Genomic DNA, 24,238 nt, shown 5'->3' on the forward strand with positions numbered 1-24,238 from the left:
GCAGTGCGCTTGCGCCCGAGGAGGCTTGCCAGCTCCCCACAGGAAGGAGTGGACCTGAAGCGAATGGAATACCAGCAAACAAAGTTGTTAATACTTGATAGTTTAAGTCCGCTTGATAACGCGTATTTTTAGGGTAGACAAGTAGATGTGCTTATGTTTTTTCTATTATGATGGAGGGATTAAAGTTGAACGTAAAGCAAACCATGGTAGGACTAGTTCCTTACCAACCAGGAAAACCAATTGAAGAAGTAAAACGTGAGCTAGGGCTTACAGAGGTAATAAAACTTGCATCAAATGAGAATCCGTATGGTTATTCACCAAAGGTAAAACAAGTAATACAAGAGTCTCTAGAGGACTTAGCGATCTATCCAGATGGTTATGCAAGAGAATTAAGAGAAAAAGTAGCAGCTCATTTAGGAGTAAAGGAAACGGACCTTATTTTTGGAAATGGCTCAGATGAAGTGATTTTAATTTTATGCCGATCCATTTTAACTAGTGAAGATAATATTGTAACGGCAACTCCTACTTTTCCACAATATCGACATAATGCAGTTATTGAAGGAACAGAAATCAAGGAAGTACCTCTTGTAAATGGTGTACATGATTTAGAAGGAATGCTCAATGCTATTGATGAGAATACAAAAATCGTATTTGTGTGTAATCCGAATAACCCTTCAGGAACTTATGTGGGTGAAGATGCGTTTCTATCTTTCTTACATCGTGTTCCTGAGCATGTTCTAGTAGTGAGTGATGAAGCTTATTACGAATATGTAGCAGCAGAGGATTATCCAAATACCATCCCTCTACTAAATCAGTATAAAAATTTAATTATTTTACGAACATTTTCGAAAGCTTATGGCCTAGCTGCACTTCGTGTTGGATATGGTGTAGCAAACTCAGATCTAATTCGATCTATAGATCCTGGAAGAGAACCGTTTAATACAAATACAATTGCCCAAAGAGCAGCTTCTAAAGCAATTGAAGATCAAGCATTTGTTCAAGAGTGTTTTGAGAAAAATAGATCAGAAATGAAACGCTTTGAAACGTTCTGCGAAGAAAATGGTTATGACTATTATCCTTCACAAGCAAACTTCATTTTAATGGATTTAAAGAAGCCTGGTAGCGAAATTTTTCAAACCCTACTTGAACAAGGGTTTATAACAAGAAATGGGGAAGCGTTAGGCTTTCCGACATCAGTAAGAATTACACTAGGTACATCAGAACAAAATAAACGAATTATTGAAGTGTTATCAAAATTATCGTAGTTATTCAGGAGGTACATTTGTGAGAAAGCAAGTGTTATTAATAGGGTTAGGCCTAATCGGGGGATCGCTAGCACTATCCATAAAAAAAGAGCACCCTGAATGTGACATAGTAGGATTTGATGTGGATAAAGAAGCTGTTAAGCTTGCTTTATCCCTTCAATTTATTGATAGAGCAGTGGAGGATTATAGAAAGGCTGCATTAGAAGCAGATTTAATTATATTAGCTACTCCAGTCCAAAGTGCTCTTTCTATTTTAGATGAATGTAAAACATTAGTTCTGAAAAATAATTGTATCATTACAGATGTAGGTAGTACAAAAGCGTCTATAGTTAAAAAAGGGAATGAGCTAGGAAAGAATGGCGTGATTTTCATCGGTGGTCACCCTATGGCTGGTTCACATAAAACAGGAATTACAGCTGCAAATGAACGTCTGTTTGAAAATGCTTTTTACATAATTACACCAACGAAGGATATACCTACTTCGAAAGTTATTCAGTTACAAAATTGGCTCAGAGGTACAAGTGCAAAATTCATCGAGTTGGATCCACAAGAACATGATAGATTTACTGGAATGGTAAGCCATTTACCACATATTATTGCATCTTCCCTCGTGAGACAAACTGGGGAGTTGGGCAAAGAGTATCCTGTTGTAACCCAATTAGCAGCTGGTGGTTTTCGTGATATTACGAGAATAGCATCTGCTTCCCCTGCAATGTGGAGAGACATCTTATTAGAAAACAAAGAGATATTGTTAGAAATGTTAAATAGCTGGAGTAAAGAGATGGATTATGTTACACAGATTATTGAACACGAAGATGAAGAAGCGATTTACTCCTTTTTTTCTGGTGCAAAATCATTAAGGGATCAATTACCAATCGGTAAAAAGGGTGCATTAATGCCGTTTAATGATTTATATGTAGATGTTCCTGACCACCCTGGTGTCATTTCTGATGTAACGGGAATTTTAGCAGAAGAAAAGATAAGCATCACTAATATACGAATCATTGAAGCAAGAGAAGATATTATGGGTGTTCTTCAATTAAGCTTCCGTTCTAATGAAGATTTATTATTAGCGAAGCAAGTATTAAAAGAACATATGTATGAAACATATGAAACGCCTTAGGAGTTGAGTTTATGGAGAATATTGTTGTAGAACCTGTAACAAAGGGTTTAAATGGATCTTTAACTATACCAGGAGACAAATCTATTTCACATCGGGCAGTGATGTTTGCTTCGATTGCTGAAGGAAAAACAGAAATAACTGGCTTTTTACCGGGGGAAGATTGTCTAAGTACAATTCGATGTATGCGCCAACTAGGAGTTACAATTACGGAAGATGGTGATACAGTAATAGTTGAAGGGAAAGGGATAGACGGATTAACAGAACCAACATCTGTTTTAGATGTAGGTAATTCTGGAACGACGATTCGACTCTTATCAGGAATTTTAGCGAGCTTACCATTCTCTTCTGTTTTAATTGGTGACAATTCGATTGCAAAAAGACCGATGGCTCGTGTTACGGGCCCGTTGAAAATGCTGAATGCCACGATAGATGGAAGAGATCATGGTCGCTTTACGCCTTTGTTTATACGTGGAGGACAGCTAACAGGGGTTCACTATGTATCCCCAATTGCTAGTGCACAAGTTAAATCATCTATTCTTCTAGCTGGATTAAATGCCAAAGGTGAAACCACTGTTACAGAACCATATCGCTCAAGAGATCATACAGAACGAATGCTAGAGGCTTTTGGAGTAGAAGTAAGAGTAGATAATGAAACTGTATCTATTATGGGTGGTCAAACGTTAAAAGGAACAAATATATCAGTACCAGGAGATATTTCATCTGCTGCATTCATGTTAGTAGCAGCTGCAATCGTTCCAAATAGTGAGGTTACATTAACTAATGTAGGCATTAACCCTACGAGAACTGGGATTATTGATGTGTTACAAGAAATGGGTGCAGACCTTGAAATTGTCGACGAAACTCTATTTGGAAAAGAACCAGTTGCAACACTTAAGGTGAAAACAAGTAGTTTGAAAGGAATTACTATCGGTGGAGAAATAATACCTAGATTAATCGACGAAATCCCTGCAATTGCTGTATTAGCTACACAAGCACATGGTGTAACGATTATTAAGGATGCGGAAGAATTAAAGGTAAAGGAAACGAATCGAATCGATACGATGGTAGATCAATTAAAAGCCCTAGGAGCAAATATAGAAGCTACGGAAGATGGGATGAAAATTGTTGGTCCTACACCTTTACATGGTGGCTTAACTCAAAGCTTTGGAGATCATCGTATTGGAATGTCGATGGCTTTATGTGGATTAATAGCAAAGGATACGATTTCTATTAAAGATTCAGAAGCGATCGCTGTATCTTACCCTAATTTCTTTGAGGATTTAAATAAGTTAAAGCAGGTATAACATAAAAACTCTTCTTCCCTCATAGCTTGTATTAGAGGGGAGGGGAGTTTTATGAAATATATGGTGAATGTTTTTGATGAAAACTCCAAGATATTTAGAACTCTATGGATTGATCATGGACGAGTTCGATACTCAGAATTACCAAATGAACGGTCAGGTATATATGAAGTAGCTACAACAAATTTTGAACTATATCCAGGAAAAGTAACTATAGACGAGAATGCAGTATCTGCATTTATAGAGGGAAACGGAGACTCCTATATTAAACGACTTCTTTTATATGGCTATACAAGCTTTGTTCAAATGATTTCTTTGAATTATGAAAGTGAGTTAACAAAAAAGTTGAAACGAAGCAGAGATGCATTAAAAACTTGTCCTATTGATTATGTTCATGCAGTGAAAATTCCACTGAATAAACTTTCTGAGTCACTTGCGAGAAAAGTAAAAATGGAGAATATACCGATAATATTTTTCCAAGCTGATTCAGTAGATGAAATTATTTCTACACATTGGAATTCAATCACAGGTTCTATGTTTCCTAGAAAAACTCTCCTCGTATGTGTGCCTTCATCAAACGTAAAATCTTCTCAGAAGAAAAAGCAAATGTTAGAACAGTGGCGTACTATCGTGGGAAAAAAACGGATAAATTCTTACTTTGGTTTTCCATCAGAAGGAGAAGAAATCAAGGAACTGTTAGCTAAACGGATTGGTCTGTTTCCTAAAAAAGGCTCTCTTGTGAACGGTAGTGATGCAGACTATGTAATGTACCAGACTGGTATTCGGAGAGTAAGGAATATTAATTTCCCGGATATCATTGTGTTGAAAGGAAACGTGGTGAAATGGGGAACGAAATGGGATCTCGAGCAATCAAAAGGTCAAGAATTGACGACATTGATACCTGGGAAATTCATACCTATTGAGGATATAAATCGATACGACGAGTAAAAGTAGAGGGGTCTTTAGTTGACTCCTCTTTTTAGTTCGTTAAAATAATGGGAAAGGTATAATTTTGGAGGGATAATAATGAATAAATCATTGCAAGAGGCAATTTCAATAATAGAAGCAGGTAACCATGAGTTAGGTCTTGAAAAATTGAATGAAATAAGTAGGATAGGAAGCGATGAAGAAAAAAGAACCATAAGTGAGATATATTATGAATTAGGTTTAATTGATCGAGCATTGATTTTACTTGAAGACCTTATGTTTACCTATCCTGATCACGGTGAATTGTTTGTATTTGCAGCTGAATGCTATAGTGAAATGGGAAAAGAAGAAGAGGCAATTGAAATGTTATTAGAAATAAAAAAAGGTGATCAAGCGTTTGTACAAGCTCAATTGCTCCTTGCTGATATCTATCAGAGTCAGGGGTTAGACGAGGTAGCTGAACAGAAACTCTTGCTTGCAACGGAGATAACCCCAAATGAACCTATATTACAATTTGGATTAGGTGAGTTTTATTTAAATAGAGGTGATTATAGTAAATCAATCCCTTATTTCAAAAAAGTAATTCATCAAGGTGACCTACTGAAGGATGAATCTCTTCACATAAACCCGTATCTTCGATTAGCGGAAGCTTATAGTACGACAGGAGAATTTGAAGAAGCAATAACATACTATGAACAAGGGTTATCTCATAAAGAGGATTTAGATGGGTTATTCGGATATGGCTATACTGCACTACAAGTAGAGGATTATGAAACTTCAGTTAAACAACTAACTAAATTAAAAGAATTAGATCCAAACTATACAACATTATATCCATACTTGGCTATTGCCCTTCGCTCTCTTAATCGACTGGAAGAAGCATTTACAACTTTGAGAGAGGGTATCAAGAAAGATGAATATAATGAAGACCTTTATTTAGAGATGGCAAAAGCACAGTTTTCTGCTGGGAATATGGATGAAGGGAAGGAGTACCTTCAAAAAGTGATTGCAATTAATCCATCAAATATAACAGCAATAAAAGAATTATTATTGTTTTTCCATCAATCAGAGGATTATGAGGGCGTACTAGAGTTATTATCGTTTTTGGATGAATATGGGGAATATGATCCCTTATTTGAACGCTATAAAGCAAAGGCATTATATGAAGAAGATGATCTTGAAAACGCAGTGAAAGCCTATGAAATAGCAGTGAATGAATTCTCAGAAGATGATGAGGTTTTGGAAGAAGCAGCCTTAGCCTTTTTAGAAGTAGGGGCAAGAGAAAAAGGGATTGCCATATATGAAAAACTATTATTGTTACATCCAGATAGATACGATATTGAGGAACGTTTACAACAATTAAAATAATATTCATAGTACTTCCATTTCCTTCACATACTATGTATACCATGTGAAGAGAGGTGTATTATGAAGCTTATTCAAGTTCTATTATCGCAACCTCAAAAAGAGCTAGTAAGTAGAGTGAAACAATTAAACCTCCAATGTAATGCCCATTCTAGACAGCAAGTAACGGAGGAACTGTCAAAGGCATTATTAAATAAAGACAGGCTAACAAAATCCTGGGAACAACTATCTATGTCTGAGAAGCACTTGTTACTTCAGTTATGTTATCGGACCTCTCTTCAGTTTATCTCCTCAGATGAACTGAAGATATGTTTGAAAAAAGATGATCGTGGGGAATTTGATAACATTGTAGGAACTTTAAAAGGTAACGGATGGATTTATCAAGATGCAAATTATTATTGGGTACTACCATTAGAATTGCAAAGCTGGTTACATAAAAAAATGTATGAAGACTGGTCAGAGGAGTTTTTAATTGTTCCACAAAACAAAAGTGCACCCTATAGCGCTGTAAACGATGTTTATCGGTTTTTGGAAATTGTGTCAGACAAAAAAATTGCCCTTACCAAAAATAATATAATTTATAAAAAAGAGTTAACATATATCTTATCGCAATTATCTAAAAAGGAACTGTTACCAGACGAAAAGTGGAGATTTGGATATGGGAGACATTTTCAAGTATACCCAGACTGTTTTAGTTTTTTATATGATTTTTGTTTTGAGCAAGGATGGATTCGGGAAACAGATCAATTAATCGTTACAAAAAAATGGCAAAAAGGGCAAGGATTATCTGTAAATGAGTTATTAAACAGGATGATTCGATCTTATACGAAGTTATATCGAAGAGCAATTCCACAGTTACCTTTTATCATTGAAATGACAGAAAAACTTCTCGGTAATGGAGATGCTATAGAGAAGGAAAGTTTTATACTAAGAATAAAAGAATACATCGATTCATATTATTATGACAAGCCCAGAAATATAGCTGAAAAAAGAATACTTCAGTTATTAGAGTACATCCACTTTTTAAGTTCATCGAAAATAAATGGAAGTACTTATTTATTTCTTCATCCAAGGTTTCTTTATACTAAATTGAAATAAAAAAATTATTAAGAACTTTCATATTTTTAAAGGGATTATTTCTTTGGATGTAGAATATATAAAACAAACAGAGATCATGAAAGTGTCAATAGATCGTCGTTACGACAACATAGACTGTCTTCCTCGAGTGATAAACGATAATATGGGGGAGGGGAAAATGATGAATAATCCTGTTCCAGTAATGGAAAAGCGTGATTTTCTAAAGTGGTTTTTAGATCAGTATCAGCTTAAACGTCGAGAGTGTGCATGGTTACTAAATTTTCTCATGAGTGATGATATTTTAATGGAGCGGGTTCATTTTGTTGAACAGGCCGAGTATTGTCCAAAGGCGTTAATGATATCAGCAAACGATGTGGACAGTGTTCCCTTTGCCTTTCATAAAAATCAGCACGTGACGATGGATGCAGAAAAATCCTTTCATGACATTCGATTAAATCGCAATGAGGATATTTATGTACAACTGAATTTTAAGAACAAACAATCCATTCCTCAATATGTGGCTGTGTTAGAGGAAAACCCTTATCTACCAATTAATAAGGACGAAGCTAACATCCATAGTTTATTAGCAGAAATGATTTTAGATGAGTCTATACAAGCTTACCGAATAGGCCTCATAGAAAAGGAAATCGATCAAGCTTTGATTAGAGGAGACGAAAAGACCTTTCATGAATTAGTAAATCAATATAAAGCATTAAAAGCCCTTTGAAGCTTAAGGGCTTTTCTTTTGGTGCAGCAGAACTACAGATGGATTTTAAAATATATGTAATGACAGAATCCTGAATAAAACTATAACGTTCTCTCGGCAACTAGCATAGAAGACCCCCGTTAAGAATGAACGATGTCGCACTTTACCCTTGGGTGAAACGCGATGGGCTGAAACGAAAGGAATACAAACTATCAAAGTTAGTGATAATACTATATAGTTTAATTCCGCTTGGTAACCGGTTTTTTCAGGGTAGACACCCATGTAAGTGAATATTTACACCATGGAGGATGAAAATACGCTGGGAATTAGTTTTAGTACCCTGACTAATTTGTAATGAACGTAAGCCCCGAGACTCCAGTGGGAAGTAGAGCAGGGGCGAGACCCCGCAGAGCTTTAGCTCGAGGACGGCTCGCCAGCTCCCCACAGGACAGCGAGTGGGCTGAAGTGAATGGAATAAAAACCAACAAAGTTAGTAATACTGGATAAGTTTGACTACCGCTAATTCGCGTATTTTCAGGGTAGACCTCCACGCAAGTGAAAATCTGCTCCATGGGGGATGAATTACGCTGAGAAGTATATTAGTATCATTTATTTTATATGCAATGAGCGCAAGTTCACGAACTCCAGTGGGAAGTAGAGTAGAGGCGAGACACCGTAGCGACGTAGTCACGGAGGTAGCTCGGCAACTCCCCACAGGAAAGGAGTGGACTGGAGCGAATGGAATACAAACCAACAGAGTAAGTAATACTAGATAAGTTATTCATTTAATGATAAGTGTATTTTCAGGGTAGACACTAAATATATCAACTATCGAATCAAAATATTATATATCCTAAGAAAACAAGAGTATAATAATTAGGGAAATGGTCATAAGTAAAAGGAGGAATTTTCTTGAAGTGGTCAGCAAAAGACATGGACTTGTATTTAAGTTCCAAAGAATATGTAGATACTGCAATCATCCCTTTAATTCCGTTAAATTGGGAAAGTGATCCAAAAGGGAAAATATCCATGGGAGAATTTACATCCATTCTCGTAGAGGAACTAGAAAGACAATTTAAAGGAAGGGTATTTCAAATTGCTCCCTTTACATACTTAACATCTGAAAATGAACAGGAAAAACTAAACAGACTAAGAGAATGGGATAAACATTTTTTTAACAATGGCTTTAAACACATCATATATGTAACATCTGATGTTGATTGGAAAAAAGTAGAGCGAGATATTCCTGACATGCTCGTTTGGGTTCCATCCCTATCTCTAGAATCTATGGATGATACATATGCAAAAGAAATTATTAATCAGCAATTAAAACAAATTTTACCATTAGTAACTAATAAATGGCAGGAAGAACCAAACGAGAGATAGTTATTTTAACGGTAAAAAAAGATTTTAAGAAAACAAAAATTATTATACAAATAGAATTGTTGACATTATGTGAAATTTTGGGCTATCATGAGTATGTCTTAGTATCCTTTTTTGTGATGTTAGTAGAATTTGAAGTGAGGAGGGAAGGTCGTGAGCGAGAAAGAACATAAAGTGTCTAGACGGCAATTTTTATCTTATACGTTAATGGGTGTAGGTGGTTTTATGGCTGCTGGTATGATCAGTCCAATGGTACGTTTTGCGTTGGATCCGGCTCTTGAAGTTGGCGGAGATACTGATTTCGTACAAGTTGCTATGGAAGATGAATTAACAGATGAGCCACAACGCTTTGACTTCAAAGTTGAAGTGGAAGATGCTTGGTATACATCAGAACAATCCAGAACTGCTTGGATTTATAAAGAAGGTAATGAGATTATTGCCCTTTCACCAGTCTGTACACATTTAGGCTGTACAGTGGGCTGGGATACAAATGAAGATCACCCAAATCAATTCTTTTGTCCTTGTCACTTAGGGCGATTTGAAAAGAGTGGTCAAAATGTTGATAACACACCACCAACAAGACCGTTGGATATTTATGAACATGAAGTTCGTGATGGTGCTATTTTTTTAGGTAGAACAATTCAACGTAGAACAGTATAAAGTAGTTAGAAGGGGGGACATGAGCGGATGTTACAGAAATTATATGATTGGGTTGATGAACGATTAGATATTACTCCTATGTGGCGTGATATAGCAGACCACGAGGTACCTGAACACGTAAACCCAGCCCATCATTTCTCAGCATTTGTATATTGCTTTGGTGGCTTAACATTTTTCGTTGTAGTCATTCAAATATTATCAGGAATGTTTTTAACAATGTATTACGTTCCAGATATTATTCATGCATATGAATCTGTTTATTTTTTACAAAATGAAGTAACTCACGGTGTTATCGTAAGAGGTATGCACCATTGGGGAGCTAGTTTGGTTATCGTAATGATGTTTTTACATACGTTACGAGTATTCTTTACAGGTTCTTATAAAAAGCCTAGAGAATTAAATTGGGTTGTTGGAGTTCTTATTTTCTTCGTAATGTTGGGATTAGGATTCACAGGCTACTTACTACCTTGGGATATGAAAGCGTATTTCGCAACAGTAGTAGGATTAGAGATTGCAGAGGCTGCACCAGTCATTGGTGGATTTGCAAAGGCATTATTAGCTGGTGGAGAAATTATTGGTGCTCAAACATTGACTCGTTTTTTCGCGATTCATGTATTTTTCTTGCCTGGAGCTCTTTTAGGACTTCTTGGGGCACACTTTTATATGATTCGTAAACAAGGTATTTCGGGACCATTGTAAGGTTCGGTTGAAAAGGAGGGAAAGCTATGCATCGCGGAAAAGGTATGAAATTCGTAGGGGATTCCCGTGTAAAAGCAAAAGAACATCGAATGAAAAACATACCAAAAGATTATTCCGAATACCCAGGTAAAACGGAAGCATTTTGGCCGAACTTTCTGCTGCGTGAATGGATGGTTGGGGCCGTCTTTTTAATAGGGTACCTATGTTTAACTGTAGCGCACCCTGCACCATTAGAGCGTATGGCAGATCCAACAGATTCTGGTTACATACCATTACCTGACTGGTATTTCTTATTTTTATATCAATTGTTAAAATATCAATATGCTGCTGGTGATTTTACTGTTATTGGGGCAGTAGTTATCCCAGGTATTGCGTTTGGGGCATTACTTTTAGCTCCATGGTTAGATACTGGTCCTGAACGTAGACCAGTAAAACGTCCTATTGCTACAGGAATTATGTTATTAGCAGTTGTTTCTGTTATCTTCCTTACATGGGAATCTGTAGATGAACATGATTGGGAAGCGGCTGCTCAACAAGGGGCAATCGTAGATACAGATCAATGGGATGTAGATGAAACAGCCGAAGCTTATGCTATCTATCAAAATCAAGCATCCTGTATCCAATGTCATGGTGGAGACATGTTAGGCGGAGCTGGAGCGCCACCTTTGTTTGAAAGTGAATACACAAAAGAAGAGGTACTTAAAATCATCGTAGAAGGTTCGGAAAACGGAATGATGCCAGGTGGATTATTCGATGGTACGGACGAGGAACTAGAAATTTTAGCTGCGTTTATTGCCAATGACGGACAAACACCAGGCGATGAAGGTGACGAGTAATTATATAAGTGAAGCTGACTGAGACTCATCAGTCAGCTTTTTCTAACAGCTTTCACTAGTTGGTCGATAAGAGTAAAATTTACACTATGGCGGATGAAAATACATTATTAGATGATTAAGTAACATCAACTTTATATGGAATAAGCGTAAGTCCACGAACTCCAGTGGGAAGTAGAGTAGAGGCGAGACTTAGGTGCGACGAAGGAGTGCAGAAGGCTCGGCAACTCCCCACAGGAAAGGGAGTGCGCAGCAGCGAATGGAATATTAAACAACAAAGTTAGTAATACTAGATAAGTTACCTACTAATTGAGAGACGTATTTTCAGGGTAGATCAGTTAAAAAACATATAAGGAAGATGCAAATGATCGAAGCAGGATTTCAATTATTAAAAAACAGATTATTTTTAGTTCTCCTATTAATAATTAATATTGGTGGAACAATCTATGGATATATTTGGTATGATTCTCAAATAGCAATAACACCACCAAAATTCTTACTTTTCGTACCAGATAGTCCCACAGCAAGCTTGTTTTTTTGCTTTGTTTTAATAGCATTTATATTAGGTAAGAATTGGCCATTACTCGAAGCATTTGCTTCCGTCACGTTACTAAAATACGGTGTTTGGGCAGTAGTACTCATTATCGTCCCAACATTTTATGGAGCAGAATTATATTGGACTCACTATATGTTAATTGTTTCCCATTTGGGGATGGCAGTTCAAGGGTTACTATACGCACCTTATTATCGAATCAAACCATGGCACTTAGTGGTGGTTGCAATATGGACATTACATAATGATGTTATTGACTATATCTATGGTATGCACCCATGGGTACATAGCACATTATCAAGCTTTATACAAGAAGTAGCATATTTTACATTTTGGTTGAGCATTTTCTCTTTAGGAACAGTTTATATTTTAAATTCGAAAATGATAAAACGGTATATCGTTTAACATCTTTTTTTATCTATTGAAATCTTTCAGGTCTACTCTTGTCCTTCTCTTCATACGATTAAGTATGAACTGGAGGAGGGACAAGCATGGCGGAAAGATTATTAAAAATAATAGTAGTACTTTCTATCCTGATCGTTTTGCCGTTTCATATAGGACATGCTGATGAAATGGAGAACAATAAAGAATTATGGCGAGATTTAAACCATTCAAGTGATACGATTTTACGTTATGTAAAAGAGGGGAAATACGGAGAGGCAAAGCAATTATTGCATCAGTTTTCCAACCAGTTTCTTTCTATACGAGCGACAGACCATAACATAACGATGTCAGAACTGCATGTCATAACATCAGTATATGAAGAGGTAGAAGAAGCAACAACGAGTGTTTCTCTATCGCATCAGGACCGTGTTCGAAAGGCATCGAAATTGAGAATTTTAGTAGATGTATATGAACCTTCACAGGAACCTCTATGGAAAAAAACGGAAATCTCCGTTATGAAGCCTATTGAAGATATGAAAAAGGCTGTCAGTGATGGGAATGGACAGACGTTTCATAAAGCTTATAGCGAGTTTATTCGCTCTTATGAAATTGTTCGTCCAGCATGGTCAGTTAGTTTACCATATGAAATATTTCAAAAGTTAGAAGCACATATTAAGTACTTAGAACAAGTGCAAGGAACATCTAAAAGCACGAAAATGATGTTAGAGCACATGGATTCTTTGGAAGTTCAAATTCAATCGATATATGATGAAGAAAAGGAAGAAGTATCGGATCCTTCATTAATTTGGGTTATGTTGACAATAGGTGGTTCTATTTTACTTGGTTTAACCTATGCGGGTTGGAAAAAATATAAAGGTGAAAAAGAAAGAGAAATACAGCGCTATAGAAAAAAAAGGGGTTGACGTTTGAGAGTTACTTTCGTTGACAGTATTTATAGCTTTTAATAAAATGATATATGAATATATTGAATAATGTTTCCGTAGGAGGAATACACGATGTTTGAGTCATTGGGTGGCTATCTTATCTATATTGCCCTTTTGTTGATTATACCATTATGGGCCCAGTCGAGAGTGAAGAGTGCGTATAGTAAATATTCACAGATTGCATCATCTTCAGGAATGACTGGTGCACAAGTAGCACGAAAAATTTTAAATGATAATGGGTTATATGATGTGACAGTTGAACCTGTAAAAGGTCAGTTAACGGATCATTATGATCCAAGAAATAAAGCAGTACGCTTATCGGAGCACAATTATTATGGCAATTCCATAGCAGGAGCAGCTGTGGCAGCCCATGAGGTAGGGCATGCGATGCAAGACGCTGAGGGCTATGCATTTTTGCGTTTTCGTCATGCATTAGTTCCAATTGCTAATTTTGGATCGAATATTTCATTCTTTTTAATTTTAGCTGGTATTTTACTACAAGCTTCTGGAATGATGCTTTTTGGTATCATCTTTATGTCTGCTGCAGTGTTGTTCCAGGTAGTTACACTCCCTGTAGAGTTTAATGCTTCTAATCGTGCAATGGAACAGGTTGTTTCTGTAGGTGTAATTCGTAATGATGAGGAACGAGAAACGAAGAAAGTATTAAATGCGGCTGCGTTAACTTATGTTGCTGCGGCATTAGTAGCAGTGATGGAACTAGTTCGATTCATTCTAATGTATCTTGCAATGAACAGAGACTAAGGTATTCTAATTAAGTTAGAAAATAGATAAGAACTTGAGAAGTGATCTCCATATCTCAAGTTCTTTTTAGTATGTCTACCCTGAAAATAGGTGTATCAGACTTGTAGTAATGCCAACTTTGAAGAATTCTATTTCATTCGTTTAAGCCCATTCGCTTTCCTAGAGGAGTTTCATAATAAAGATCAATCCCTTATTGGTCGCTTAAACTCATCGAAGGTAAAGCCTTCGCCCATTACATCTTGGACGTCTCCAAGTGTTACAAAAGCATGAGGATCTACTTTTGCAATTAGACTTTTTAGCCGTACTGTTTCATTTCTCCCTACAACACAATATAGTACTTCTTTATCCATTCCAGTAAAGCTACCTCTTCCTTGAAGAATTGTAGCGCCACGATCCATTTCCTTTAGTATTGATTTTGCAATATCTCCAACATGATCGGACACGATCATTGCTGCTTTACCTGAATATGCTCCTTGTTGCATAAAATCAATAACTTTTGCTGCTACAAAAACAGCTACTAGTGTGTACATTGCTTCCCGATAATTTAGATATATTAAGGAAGTAGTTATAACAATGGCATCGAAAACGAACATTGTTTTTCCCATACTCCAACCCAAATATTTAAAGCCAAGCTTAGCAATAATATCAACTCCACCGGTTGTTCCTCCAAAACGAAACACTATTCCTAGCCCCACTCCGATAAACACCCCAGCAAACAAAGCAGCTAATGTTAAATCATCATAAAGTGGTAGAGAAATAACAGGATATCTTTGAAAAAGCCACAAGAATACTGAAACGGAAATAGTACCTATAATCGTATAGATAAAGACATTTCTTCCTAACACCTTCCAACCTATAAAAAATAAGGGTATATTTAATACTAGGTTTGAATAAGCAGGATCAATTTGTAACATAAAGTAGAGTATAAGGGTAATGCCTGTAAAACCGCCATCAGCTAAATTATTCTCCATATTAAAATAAACGAGACCAAAAGACATGATTGCTGTACCTAAAATAATAAATAGAATATTTTTTAGTTTGATGGAACCAAACATAATAACACCTCCAATAAAATCCAGTAACTGCTTTATTATAAAGGAATGATTTAGGTCATTCAAATTAGATGTAATTTAGAGCAAATAATAATTGTCAAATTAGCAAGTTTTCAGTAACATGTAGTGGATAGAGAATGTTTGTAATAGAAGGTGATGAAGAGTAAAATTGAAAGGTACTACATTCTACATTCTGTGTAAAATGAGTAGATGATTACATAAAAACAAGATTAAGAAGGATCATTTTGATTTTTTAAGTATTCAATTAACTGTAGTACTTAACGTTTTATAAAATGGCTGTTAAAGGACAATGTTGATATTTGTGTTATGTTGATTTTTAAGGAAGCTGCTAGACCACGCTGGGAGATAACGACCAAGTTATCAAGAGGCTTGCAGTTCGCCCTAGGAAAGTGAGCAACCTGGAGTGAAAATCTATATCACCGTGTAACAGAGTCTAAAAAATTGTAAAAAAGGAGTAAGTGAAAAATGTTAAAAATAGTTATAGCAGGACCTCGAGGGAACATGGGGCGTGAAGCTGTCAAGATGGTACATGCTGATTCGAATTTTCAATTAGTCGGAGTTGTAGATATAGAGCACGATGGTTTAAAGATGAAAGAGGTTCCCGATATGGAGCCCCTTGATGTCCAAATATATGAAAATATTACCGAATGTTTACAACAAACGAAATGTGATATTTTGATTGATTTAACTTCACCGAAAGCTGGTAAGAAACATATGCTAGCTGCATTTGACAATGGCGTACGACCGGTAGTCGGTACAACAGGATTTACTGAAGAAGATGTAAAAGAGCTTTCAGATATAGCACAATCGAAACAAATTGGGGCCATTATAGCACCAAACTTTGCAATTGGAGCTATATTAATGATGAAATTTTCACAAATGGCGGCTCGTTATATGCCCCACGTAGAGATCATTGAACAACATCACGATCGTAAGCTTGATGCTCCTTCTGGAACGGCAGTTAAAACAGCACAAATGATTACTGAAGTAAGACAATCCATGAAGCAAGGACATCCTGATGAAGAAGAACAACTAAAGGGAGCAAGAGGTGCAGATTACGATGGTTTACGAATTCATAGTGTCCGACTACCTGGATTAGTAGCACATCAGGAAGTAATTTTTGGAGGAGAAGGACAAACATTAAAACTTCGTCATGATTCTTTAAATCGAACATCCTTTATGCCTGGTATAAAACTGGCTTGTGAAACGGTAATGAAGTTAGACGTGTTAGTGTATGGCTTAGAACATATTATGGAATAGATTATTTTCTGGGGAGGAAAGTACGATGAATATTGCATTTATAGCACATGATAAAAAGAAAAATGATATTGTACAGTTTGTAACAGCTTACGAGAAGGTTTTATCAGAGCATAATTTATTTACAACAGGTACCACAGGTCAACGGATTATGGAGGCTACATCTCTAGTGGTGCATCGTTTTCAATCTGGACCTCTTGGTGGCGATCAGCAAATTGGTGCAAGAATAGCAGAAAATGAGATGGATTGTGTCATTTTCTTTAAAGATCCATTAACTGCCCAGCCACATGAGCCTGATATCACAGCATTAATCCGTTTATGTGATGTTTATAGTATTCCTTTAGCGACCAATATGGCAACAGCAGAAATCTTACTCCGTGGACTAGAACGTGGTGATTTTCAATGGAGAGAAATTGTGAAAGGGAAATCTGAGGATCAATCATGAATTCGTTAGATATACTTGCAGTTGGAGCCCATCCTGATGATGTAGAGATAGGGATGGGTGGAACGTTGGCTAAGCTAGCATCACAGGGGTATAAAACAGGAATTGTAAATTTAACGAAGGCGGAGTTATCTTCTAATGGAACTGTAGAACAAAGACAAATGGAAGCAGAGGCAGCAGCCTCTGTTCTACAAGTTACAAAAAGAATTCAATTAGGGTTTCCAGATAGAGGATTACATTCTTCACAAGAGGAATGTATCCAATCATTAGTCAAGATATTTCGTCAATATAAACCAAAAATTGTTTTTGCACCAAATGGAGAAGATCGACATCCAGATCATGGCCATTGTGGAAGAATTGTAAAAGAGGCTGCATTTTCTTCAGGAATAAGAAATTATCTAACTAGCTACGAGTACAATGCGTGGAGACCAAAGAATGTATATTACTATCAAATAAATGGGTATGTTCGACCTGATTTTATTATTGATATTAGTGAGTTTATTGATACGAAAATTCAAGCTTTAACATGTTTTGAAAGTCAGTTTTATCAAAATGAAAGTACGGTTAATACACCATTAAATGACGGTTTTTTAGAACGTTTAAAAGGGAGAGAAAGTATTATAGGTAATGAAGTTGGAGTTCCCTTTGGTGAAGGTTTTATTTCTGAAAAACCTATGTTGATTTCAAGAATTATGGGAGAGTAAAAATGACATATAAAATAGGCATAACATGTTACCCTACCGTAGGAGGTTCAGGGGTAATTGCAACAGAACTTGGGAAAGCGTTAGCAGAAAAGGGTCATCAAGTACATTTCATTACATCAAGCGTTCCTTTTCGATTAGATGGTTGCGAAGCAAACATTTATTTTCATGAAGTAGAAGTAAATCAATATTCCGTGTTTCGCTATCCACCTTACGACATTGCACTAGCGAGTAAGATGGCGGAAGTAGCTAAAAGAGAGAAACTAGACATTTTACATGTACATTACGCCGTACCACATGCGATTAGTGCTTTTCTTGCAAAAGAAATGGTAGGAAATCATCTAAAGGTTGTAACAACGCTTCACGGTACGGACATAACTGTTCTCGGTTATGATCCATCCTTATCTGATGTGATTAGATTTGGAATAGAACGTTCTGATGAAGTGACAGCTGTTTCAAATGATTTAATTCGTCAAACAAAGGAATTATTACATACAGAGGCTAAGATTGAAACCATATACAATTTTGTTGACCATAGAACATATTTTCCAAGAAATACCGAATTATTAAAAAAGGAATATGGAATAAAAAGTCATGAAAAGGTAATTTCTCATGTATCTAATTTTCGTAAAGTGAAAAGAGTTCCTGATGTGATTAAGGCATTTCATCAAATCCAACAGGAAATAGACTGTAAATTGATATTAATTGGAGAAGGCCCCGACCTTCCCATTGTTAGAGAGTTGGCAAGAAAGTTAGGGATTGATGATAAAATACTTTACTTAGGAAATCAAAAGCGAGTAGCTGATTTATTGTCGATGAGTGACCTTGCTTTACTTCTTTCTGAAAAGGAAAGTTTTGGTCTCGTTATTTTAGAAGCAATGGCTTGTGGGATTCCTGTTATAGGAACAAATATTGGAGGAATACCAGAAGTAATTGATCATGGGAAAAATGGTTTCATCTGTGAGCTTGGAGATATTGATAACATAGCAGACCACGCTTTAAAGATACTAACAGACCCAACTATGCACAAACGTCTTTCTGAAGCTGCACTTTACACAGCTACAGTGGAGTTTCACCAAGAAAAAATAGTGCAGCAATTTGAAAAGGTTTACGAACGAGCTTTACATAAGTAGGTGGAAAAAAGTGATACGTGATAAAGCTGCTCATGCTGTACTGTCAAAACTTTATGAAGCAGGATATGATGCATATATTGTAGGGGGCGCGGTAAGGGATTACGTTTTACAGCGTCCTTTTCATGATATTGATATATGTACGAGTGCAACAACAGCCCAACTTGAACAACTTTTTCCAAACGCTATGGAGGTTGGGATAAAACATGGTACTGTAATCATTCCTTTTGTAAATAGTACAATCGAAGTAAGTGAATACAGGAAAAGCAAGGAAGATGAGCAAGCTAGTTTATTCACAGATTTACACTTGCGTGATTTTACTTGCAATGCCATAGCAATGGATGCAGATGGAACGATTATCGATCCTCTCCTTGGTACAGAACATATTAAGGAAAGAACTCTCTACGTTGTGGAGTCACCCGAGCGTTTTTTGGAAGACCCTTTACGATTATTAAGAGGTCTACGTTTGTGTATTACATTAGATTTTTCCTTACATAATCAAACAAACGAGTGGATAAAACAACATGCTTCTTTATTATCACAGCCAGCTATTGAAAGAATAGCAGGAGAGATAGAGAAGATGGTGACGAATAAAATAACAAAGCCTAATGTTCATTTCCTTTTAAAACACGAGTTACTTTTCCACATGCCTTATATTTTTCCATTCGAACCAATGAAACAGTACCTACTTGATTATAAATTTGAACTTGAATTAGAAGGAAAGGAAGAGTGGTGGGCAATCTTAACCTATTCTCCAAATATAGAAGAGACTGTTTCGGCGTTAACTTCCATGAAAAGGTCGAAGGATGTAATAAAAAAAGTAGAGAGTATAATGAAGGCTGTACATAAACGGATGGTTACTCCATGGGATGACTATGTTTTATATCAATTAGGTAAAAATAATATTATCTCAGCAGAAAAAATAGCAGCAGTGCTATTAGAGAAAAGAATCGAGACTGATATATTACTAAAACGATACGAAATATTACCTATACATTCCTTTCATGATGTATGCATATCTGGCAATGATATTGTACGTTGGTTTCCTAATAATCAAGGAAAATGGGTCGGTGAAACACTAAAGAGGATTGAAAGAAAAATTGTCTTAAGAGAACTTTCTAATAATCAAAGGGAAATATATGAATGGGTAAAGGAAGATATAGAATGAAAGCGAAGGTACTTCAAGTCTTAAGAGAAGCGGATGAATTTGTTTCTGGAGAAAAAATTAGTAATACATTGTCTTGCAGTAGAACGATGGTCTGGAAACATATTGATGCCCTTCGTAAAGAAGGGTATGAAATTGTTGCTGTATCCAATAAGGGGTACAAGTTAACAGGAGAAATTAATAATGTTTCAGAGCATGCTATCTCTTCACGATTACAAGTAGATTCGATGTTTCAACGTGTTGTATATGAAACGGTGGTTGACTCTACGCAAACGATAGCAAATAAGTTAATAAATGAAGGAATTCAATCTGGAACAATAGTTGTCGCTAACGAACAAACTGGTGGCAAAGGTCGATTAGGGAGGTCTTGGCATTCTCCAGAAAATACAGGAGTATGGATGAGTCTCATTTTACAACCAGAGATAGAAATTAGACATGCTCCACAGTTAACACTAGTAATGGCCGTTGCTGTGGTTCGTGCAATTACAAACGTTACTAACTTAGAAGGAAAAATAAAATGGCCTAACGATATCTTGTTAAATGGCAAGAAAGTATCGGGCATTCTAACGGAAATGCAGGCAGATCCTGATAGAATTAAATCTGTTGTAATTGGAATAGGCTTAAATGTTAACCAGCAAGAGTTTCCAGAGGAATTAAGTGAAATAGCCACATCACTATCAATAGAAAGTAGGAAACTCTATAATCGAACAGAAATGATTGTTCAAATTGTCAAAGAATTCGAATGGTTGTATCAGGTATATTTAGAAAAAGGTTTTTTATTCATCAAGCCACTTTGGGAACTTCATTCTATGACGATTGGAAAGAGAGTTAATATACATACAATGAGGGAAGTTATTGTAGGTATAGCCAAAGGGATAGATGAGGACGGAGTTTTAATTGTCACTGATCAAGATGGAGTGGATCAGCGAATTATATCTGGAGATATACAATTTGCAAACTCTTAACAAAGAAGGTACATAATCTGATATACTAACAATAGTGGGCAGTATCCTTAGGAACTGTACCAAATTTTGCATCCTTTATAAATTGATAATTCTGCCTTGATCCAAAGGGACTGGGACAGAGGGTTTGACAGCAATAAAGGGGATAGTTTGCCCTTTATTTCCGAACGAGCTAAACTAACCTTCTTCCACTCAGGAAGAAGGTTTTTCCTGATATAAGCGGGTCAGTTCGTTCATCTAAGTCTCCCTTTATCTCAGAAATATGAAAGGAGAGATTCGTTTGAAAACAACATTGGAATTCCAAAAAATGAAACAGAATAAAGAAAGAATATCTATGATTACAGCATACGATGCTCCTAGTGCAAAGCTCGCAGAAACTGCAGGGATTGATGTTATTTTAGTCGGTGACTCCGTTGGAATGGTCGTGTTAGGATATGACTCTACGATTCCTGTTACTATGGACGATATGATTCACCATGCAAAAGCAGTTGGGCGTGGGGCAAAAGATACTTTTATTTTAGTAGATATGCCTTTTTTAACTTATCATGGCTCGATCTCTGAAACGTTTCATCATGCTAAGAGATTAATGCAAGTAGGAGGGGCTCATGCCGTTAAGTTAGAAGGTAGTGATGAAGTATTTGAAACTACGAAAAAACTTGTTGCTGCAGGAGTACCTGTTGTTTCCCATTTAGGTTTAACACCACAGTCAGTTGGTGTTATAGGTGGATATCGTGTCCAAGGAAAAAGCGAAGAAGATGCCAAGAAATTACTGGAAGAATCTAAGAATGCTGAGGAAGCGGGAGCATGTATGCTCGTTTTAGAATGTGTTCCAGAGACTCTTGCAAAAGAAATAACCGAATCTTTGTCCATACCTGTGATAGGTATAGGAGCAGGGAAATTTACAGATGGTCAAGTCCTTGTATTTCATGATGTTATCGGCTATACACAAGGGTATGTGCCTAAATTTGTAAAGAAATATGCGAATGTGTCAGATGTAATAAGGGAATCTATTCGTTCCTTTCAAGAAGATGTAAAAAAAGGGGATTTCCCAGAAGAAAAGCATAGTTTTCAAACAGCAATTAATAATACAACACAAAAATTGTATGGAGGAAAGTAACGTGCACTTTTTTACAGAAATATCTTCCATAAAAAACTGGATACAGGAAAAGAAAAAAGCAGGAAAAACGATTGGTTTTGTTCCAACAATGGGATATTTACATGAGGGACATTTATCCTTAATACAACAGGCTAAAAAAGAAAATGATGTTGTTATTATTAGTGTTTTTGTGAATCCTCTTCAGTTTGGAGAAGGGGAGGATTTTGAGCAATATCCGCGAGATATAGACCGGGACTCTTTTTTAGCAAAAGAAAATGGTGTAGATGTATTATTTCATCCGACTGTCACAGAAATGTACCCTACGAAAATGAGTGCTATACTAAAAGTACAATCAGGAACAGATGTATTGTGCGGTGCAAGTAGACCAGGTCATTTTGATGGGGTGGCTACTGTTGTAATGAAATTATTTGGAATTACCTCCCCTGATCGTGCTTATTTTGGAATGAAAGATGCTCAGCAGGTGGCCGTAATAGAAAGACTTGTAATGGATTACCACCTAGATGTAAAGGTTGTAAGAGGAGCAACGGTACGAGAAGAAGATGGTTTAGCTAAAAGCTCACGTAATGTAAACCTCACCTGGGAGGAAAGGAAAGAAGCTCCAACCATATACGAGATATTAACAGATACAAAAGAAAGAGCGTTGAATCAATATAGAGATATGGAGGAAGTAGATCAATTTCTACTGACACAACTTACCAATAGGCTAAAAGGAACTATTGATTATGCAGAAGTACGAACATATCCGTTTCTAGAGAAAAATCAGTCACTGCAAGGAGAAATCATTATAGCGGTAGCTGTAAAATATAGCAAAGTTCGTCTCATTGATAACATCATATTTACCGTTTAAAAGGAGGATTAACATGTATAGAGAGATGATGAGTGGAAAGATTCACCGAGCAACTGTGACGGAAGCAAACTTGAATTATGTAGGAAGTATCACGATAGATGAGGATTTAATGAATGCTGTTGGAATTCTTGAAAATGAAAAGGTACACGTTGTAAACAACAATAACGGTGCTAGGCTTGAAACGTACGTGATAAAAGGGAGTCGTGGATCAAAAACCATATGTCTAAACGGAGCAGCAGCACGGTTAGTTCAACCAGGGGATAAAGTAATTATCATATCTTATAAATGGGTGGAAGAGGATCAGTGTATTCATCATATACCTAAAGTTGCTATTACGAATGATCAAAATGAAATTATAGAAATGATTGGAACAGAACCTGCTTCTACAGTTAAGTAAATATATTTGGTAGAAATTGAATAGCGATCCCTCCTTCGTTGGACACTGTATGTATGACAACGTTAAGGGGGGATTGTTTTGTTTTCATCTAAATGGAAGTCCATATCAGAATGGTTGTTAGAAAATCATGATACATTATCAAATGAAGAGAAGCAATATTGGATAGATGAGTTAGCAGAACAAAATGATAAAATTCTTGAACAATGGAGTGAGCAATTAGAACTTTTAGATGAGGTAAAAGAAAAACTCCTAACATCTACACCACTTTCTTTTAATAAAAAAGAGGAAAATCTACAAGGAATTAATTATTTTCATATAGGTTTATACTCAAAAGCTATAGAGGTGTTACATGCTGAATTGGAACATACAGAGCACTCATCCAGAGTGTATTTATATTTAGCCTTTAGTTATTTGTATATTAATAATCTCACGTTATCAAAGGAACATTTCTTAAACGTAGTACATCGTAGTAATGACCCGTTAGAAAAGCACTATGCTTTTTTAGGTTTAGGCTTACAGGCTGGAAAAGAAGATGATGTGGAACAAGCTATATCTTATTTTGAAAAAGCGGAACAACTCCAATTTAATCCTGATGTAGTGTATAATTTAGGCATCTGTTATTTGTTGTTAAAAATGCCAAACCAAGCACAACAATATTTCAAAGAGGTTATCCAAGCTGGCGAAGGTGATGGAGAGGCGTATTATTGGTTAGGAAAATCTTATATGGATGCAGGGGAAAAAACGTTAGCAATGGAGACATGGTATCAAGCTGTGCATGGATTTGATTCTGAACAGTTACTACTTTCGTTAGCTTTAGAATTTGAGGAAAAGAACTTGTTTTCTTGTGCTCTTTTTTGCTATGAACGTTTAAATGACCTCGGTTATGATGAATCTATTGTACTGCATGGGATCTCTTGGAATTATGGTTTAATGGATGAACGAATAAAAGCGAAGCAAGGATTTCAAGAGCTTTTACGACATGATCCTCAAAATATTAATGCCTGGATATCTTATTTATGGTTAATTAATACGTGGGAAGATAGTATGGCTTTAAAAGCTGCCAAAGTGAAGATTCAGTCATATAATTTAAGACATCCACTTATCCAAAAGATGACAGAAAAAATATATAGTCAACATTAGAGAATAATCTCTAAACAGATATATA

25 protein-coding genes are annotated in these 24,238 nt (G+C 36.2%); 24 read left to right on the forward strand and 1 reads right to left on the reverse strand.

The window, feature by feature from the left end:
* The first annotated feature begins 185 nt into the window (after positions 1-185).
* The 14 genes from hisC (at position 186) to ACERII_RS02520 (ending at position 13,982) form a co-directional block, all read left to right on the forward strand.
* Complete coding sequence (hisC, locus tag ACERII_RS02455; RefSeq protein WP_373639842.1) at positions 186-1,265, forward strand: histidinol-phosphate transaminase; 1,080 nt, start codon at positions 186-188, stop codon at positions 1,263-1,265.
* A gap of 19 nt (positions 1,266-1,284) precedes the next feature.
* Complete coding sequence (locus ACERII_RS02460; protein ID WP_373639843.1) at positions 1,285-2,388, forward strand: prephenate dehydrogenase; 1,104 nt, start codon at positions 1,285-1,287, stop codon at positions 2,386-2,388.
* A gap of 11 nt (positions 2,389-2,399) precedes the next feature.
* On the forward strand, positions 2,400-3,692 hold the full coding sequence (aroA, locus tag ACERII_RS02465; RefSeq protein ID WP_373639844.1) for a 3-phosphoshikimate 1-carboxyvinyltransferase: 1,293 nt from the start codon (positions 2,400-2,402) through the stop codon (positions 3,690-3,692).
* A gap of 51 nt (positions 3,693-3,743) precedes the next feature.
* Positions 3,744-4,637: a hypothetical protein gene (locus ACERII_RS02470; protein WP_373639845.1), complete on the forward strand. Its 894-nt coding sequence runs from the start codon at positions 3,744-3,746 to the stop codon at positions 4,635-4,637.
* 78 nt (positions 4,638-4,715) lie between these two features.
* Positions 4,716-5,984 (forward strand): tetratricopeptide repeat protein, encoded by a 1,269-nt coding sequence (locus ACERII_RS02475; protein ID WP_373639846.1) that lies wholly within the window; start codon positions 4,716-4,718, stop codon positions 5,982-5,984.
* Between the two features lie 60 nt (positions 5,985-6,044).
* Complete coding sequence (locus tag ACERII_RS02480; RefSeq protein ID WP_373639847.1) at positions 6,045-7,079, forward strand: hypothetical protein; 1,035 nt, start codon at positions 6,045-6,047, stop codon at positions 7,077-7,079.
* Between the two features lie 160 nt (positions 7,080-7,239).
* On the forward strand, positions 7,240-7,785 hold the full coding sequence (locus ACERII_RS02485; protein ID WP_373639926.1) for a ReoY family proteolytic degradation factor: 546 nt from the start codon (positions 7,240-7,242) through the stop codon (positions 7,783-7,785).
* 891 nt (positions 7,786-8,676) lie between these two features.
* Positions 8,677-9,150: a YpiF family protein gene (locus ACERII_RS02490; protein WP_373639848.1), complete on the forward strand. Its 474-nt coding sequence runs from the start codon at positions 8,677-8,679 to the stop codon at positions 9,148-9,150.
* A 150-nt stretch (positions 9,151-9,300) separates the two neighbouring features.
* Positions 9,301-9,807: a QcrA and Rieske domain-containing protein gene (locus tag ACERII_RS02495; RefSeq protein WP_373639849.1), complete on the forward strand. Its 507-nt coding sequence runs from the start codon at positions 9,301-9,303 to the stop codon at positions 9,805-9,807.
* A 27-nt stretch (positions 9,808-9,834) separates the two neighbouring features.
* On the forward strand, positions 9,835-10,506 hold the full coding sequence (gene qcrB, locus ACERII_RS02500; protein ID WP_373639850.1) for a menaquinol-cytochrome c reductase cytochrome b subunit: 672 nt from the start codon (positions 9,835-9,837) through the stop codon (positions 10,504-10,506).
* A gap of 26 nt (positions 10,507-10,532) precedes the next feature.
* A complete protein-coding gene (locus tag ACERII_RS02505; RefSeq protein WP_373639851.1) occupies positions 10,533-11,342 on the forward strand; it encodes a menaquinol-cytochrome c reductase cytochrome b/c subunit in 810 nt (269 codons plus the stop codon).
* A 361-nt stretch (positions 11,343-11,703) separates the two neighbouring features.
* On the forward strand, positions 11,704-12,297 hold the full coding sequence (gene lhaT, locus ACERII_RS02510) for a lipoprotein heptaprenylglyceryl N-acetyltransferase LhaT (protein ID WP_373639852.1): 594 nt from the start codon (positions 11,704-11,706) through the stop codon (positions 12,295-12,297).
* 86 nt (positions 12,298-12,383) lie between these two features.
* Positions 12,384-13,199, forward strand: coding sequence for a sporulation protein YpjB (locus ACERII_RS02515; RefSeq protein ID WP_373639853.1), 816 nt, complete (start codon positions 12,384-12,386; stop codon positions 13,197-13,199).
* Positions 13,200-13,292: 93 nt separating this feature from the next.
* Positions 13,293-13,982: a zinc metallopeptidase gene (locus ACERII_RS02520; RefSeq protein ID WP_373639854.1), complete on the forward strand. Its 690-nt coding sequence runs from the start codon at positions 13,293-13,295 to the stop codon at positions 13,980-13,982.
* A gap of 182 nt (positions 13,983-14,164) precedes the next feature.
* Here ACERII_RS02520 and ACERII_RS02525 read toward each other — a convergent pair whose 3' ends face one another.
* Complete coding sequence (locus tag ACERII_RS02525; protein ID WP_373639855.1) at positions 14,165-15,037, reverse strand: YitT family protein; 873 nt, start codon at positions 15,035-15,037, stop codon at positions 14,165-14,167.
* Between the two features lie 483 nt (positions 15,038-15,520).
* Between ACERII_RS02525 and dapB the strand changes: the two genes are divergently transcribed.
* From dapB to ACERII_RS02575, 10 genes are all read left to right on the forward strand, one after another.
* Complete coding sequence (gene dapB, locus ACERII_RS02530) at positions 15,521-16,315, forward strand: 4-hydroxy-tetrahydrodipicolinate reductase (RefSeq protein WP_373639856.1); 795 nt, start codon at positions 15,521-15,523, stop codon at positions 16,313-16,315.
* 25 nt (positions 16,316-16,340) lie between these two features.
* Entirely contained in the window at positions 16,341-16,757 is a 417-nt protein-coding gene (locus ACERII_RS02535; RefSeq protein WP_373639857.1) for a methylglyoxal synthase, read from the forward strand.
* Positions 16,754-17,458 carry a bacillithiol biosynthesis deacetylase BshB1 gene (gene bshB1, locus ACERII_RS02540; RefSeq protein WP_373639858.1) on the forward strand — a complete coding sequence of 235 codons (705 nt, stop codon included), beginning with the start codon at positions 16,754-16,756 and terminating at the stop codon, positions 17,456-17,458. The genes ACERII_RS02535 and bshB1 overlap by 4 nt, the downstream gene beginning before the upstream one ends.
* Before the next feature lie 2 nt (positions 17,459-17,460).
* A complete protein-coding gene (gene bshA, locus ACERII_RS02545; protein ID WP_373639859.1) occupies positions 17,461-18,588 on the forward strand; it encodes an N-acetyl-alpha-D-glucosaminyl L-malate synthase BshA in 1,128 nt (375 codons plus the stop codon).
* A gap of 10 nt (positions 18,589-18,598) precedes the next feature.
* Positions 18,599-19,753 (forward strand): CCA tRNA nucleotidyltransferase, encoded by a 1,155-nt coding sequence (locus tag ACERII_RS02550; protein ID WP_373639860.1) that lies wholly within the window; start codon positions 18,599-18,601, stop codon positions 19,751-19,753.
* Positions 19,750-20,715 (forward strand): biotin--[acetyl-CoA-carboxylase] ligase, encoded by a 966-nt coding sequence (locus ACERII_RS02555; RefSeq protein WP_373639861.1) that lies wholly within the window; start codon positions 19,750-19,752, stop codon positions 20,713-20,715. The genes ACERII_RS02550 and ACERII_RS02555 overlap by 4 nt, the downstream gene beginning before the upstream one ends.
* Before the next feature lie 277 nt (positions 20,716-20,992).
* Positions 20,993-21,829: a 3-methyl-2-oxobutanoate hydroxymethyltransferase gene (panB, locus tag ACERII_RS02560; RefSeq protein ID WP_373639862.1), complete on the forward strand. Its 837-nt coding sequence runs from the start codon at positions 20,993-20,995 to the stop codon at positions 21,827-21,829.
* A gap of 1 nt (position 21,830) precedes the next feature.
* Entirely contained in the window at positions 21,831-22,676 is an 846-nt protein-coding gene (gene panC / locus ACERII_RS02565; RefSeq protein WP_373639863.1) for a pantoate--beta-alanine ligase, read from the forward strand.
* Between the two features lie 13 nt (positions 22,677-22,689).
* Positions 22,690-23,073 (forward strand): aspartate 1-decarboxylase, encoded by a 384-nt coding sequence (panD, locus tag ACERII_RS02570; protein WP_373639864.1) that lies wholly within the window; start codon positions 22,690-22,692, stop codon positions 23,071-23,073.
* Positions 23,074-23,151: 78 nt separating this feature from the next.
* Positions 23,152-24,213, forward strand: a complete 1,062-nt coding sequence (locus ACERII_RS02575; protein ID WP_373639865.1) for a tetratricopeptide repeat protein — start codon at positions 23,152-23,154, stop codon at positions 24,211-24,213.
* Positions 24,214-24,238: the final 25 nt, after the last annotated feature.

The sequence above is a fragment of the Evansella sp. AB-rgal1 genome (assembly GCF_041820985.1).
In the GTDB taxonomy this organism is placed as follows: Bacteria; Bacillota; Bacilli; order Bacillales; family Salisediminibacteriaceae; genus Evansella.

Excerpts from the sequence above, each read along its gene's own strand:
- aroA (WP_373639844.1), top strand. The coding sequence starts at position 2,400 with ATGGAGAATATTGTTGTAGAACCTGTAACAAAGGGTTTAAATGGATCT.
- ACERII_RS02470 (WP_373639845.1), top strand. The coding sequence starts at position 3,744 with ATGAAATATATGGTGAATGTTTTTGATGAAAACTCCAAGATATTTAGA.
- ACERII_RS02475 (WP_373639846.1), top strand. The coding sequence starts at position 4,716 with ATGAATAAATCATTGCAAGAGGCAATTTCAATAATAGAAGCAGGTAAC.
- ACERII_RS02480 (WP_373639847.1), top strand. The coding sequence starts at position 6,045 with ATGAAGCTTATTCAAGTTCTATTATCGCAACCTCAAAAAGAGCTAGTA.
- ACERII_RS02485 (WP_373639926.1), top strand. The coding sequence starts at position 7,240 with ATGAATAATCCTGTTCCAGTAATGGAAAAGCGTGATTTTCTAAAGTGG.
- qcrB (WP_373639850.1), top strand. The coding sequence starts at position 9,835 with ATGTTACAGAAATTATATGATTGGGTTGATGAACGATTAGATATTACT.
- ACERII_RS02505 (WP_373639851.1), top strand. The coding sequence starts at position 10,533 with ATGCATCGCGGAAAAGGTATGAAATTCGTAGGGGATTCCCGTGTAAAA.
- lhaT (WP_373639852.1), top strand. The coding sequence starts at position 11,704 with ATGATCGAAGCAGGATTTCAATTATTAAAAAACAGATTATTTTTAGTT.
- ACERII_RS02515 (WP_373639853.1), top strand. The coding sequence starts at position 12,384 with ATGGCGGAAAGATTATTAAAAATAATAGTAGTACTTTCTATCCTGATC.
- ACERII_RS02520 (WP_373639854.1), top strand. The coding sequence starts at position 13,293 with ATGTTTGAGTCATTGGGTGGCTATCTTATCTATATTGCCCTTTTGTTG.
- ACERII_RS02525 (WP_373639855.1), bottom strand. The coding sequence starts at position 15,037 with ATGTTTGGTTCCATCAAACTAAAAAATATTCTATTTATTATTTTAGGT.
- dapB (WP_373639856.1), top strand. The coding sequence starts at position 15,521 with ATGTTAAAAATAGTTATAGCAGGACCTCGAGGGAACATGGGGCGTGAA.
- ACERII_RS02535 (WP_373639857.1), top strand. The coding sequence starts at position 16,341 with ATGAATATTGCATTTATAGCACATGATAAAAAGAAAAATGATATTGTA.
- bshB1 (WP_373639858.1), top strand. The coding sequence starts at position 16,754 with ATGAATTCGTTAGATATACTTGCAGTTGGAGCCCATCCTGATGATGTA.
- bshA (WP_373639859.1), top strand. The coding sequence starts at position 17,461 with ATGACATATAAAATAGGCATAACATGTTACCCTACCGTAGGAGGTTCA.
- ACERII_RS02555 (WP_373639861.1), top strand. The coding sequence starts at position 19,750 with ATGAAAGCGAAGGTACTTCAAGTCTTAAGAGAAGCGGATGAATTTGTT.
- panD (WP_373639864.1), top strand. The coding sequence starts at position 22,690 with ATGTATAGAGAGATGATGAGTGGAAAGATTCACCGAGCAACTGTGACG.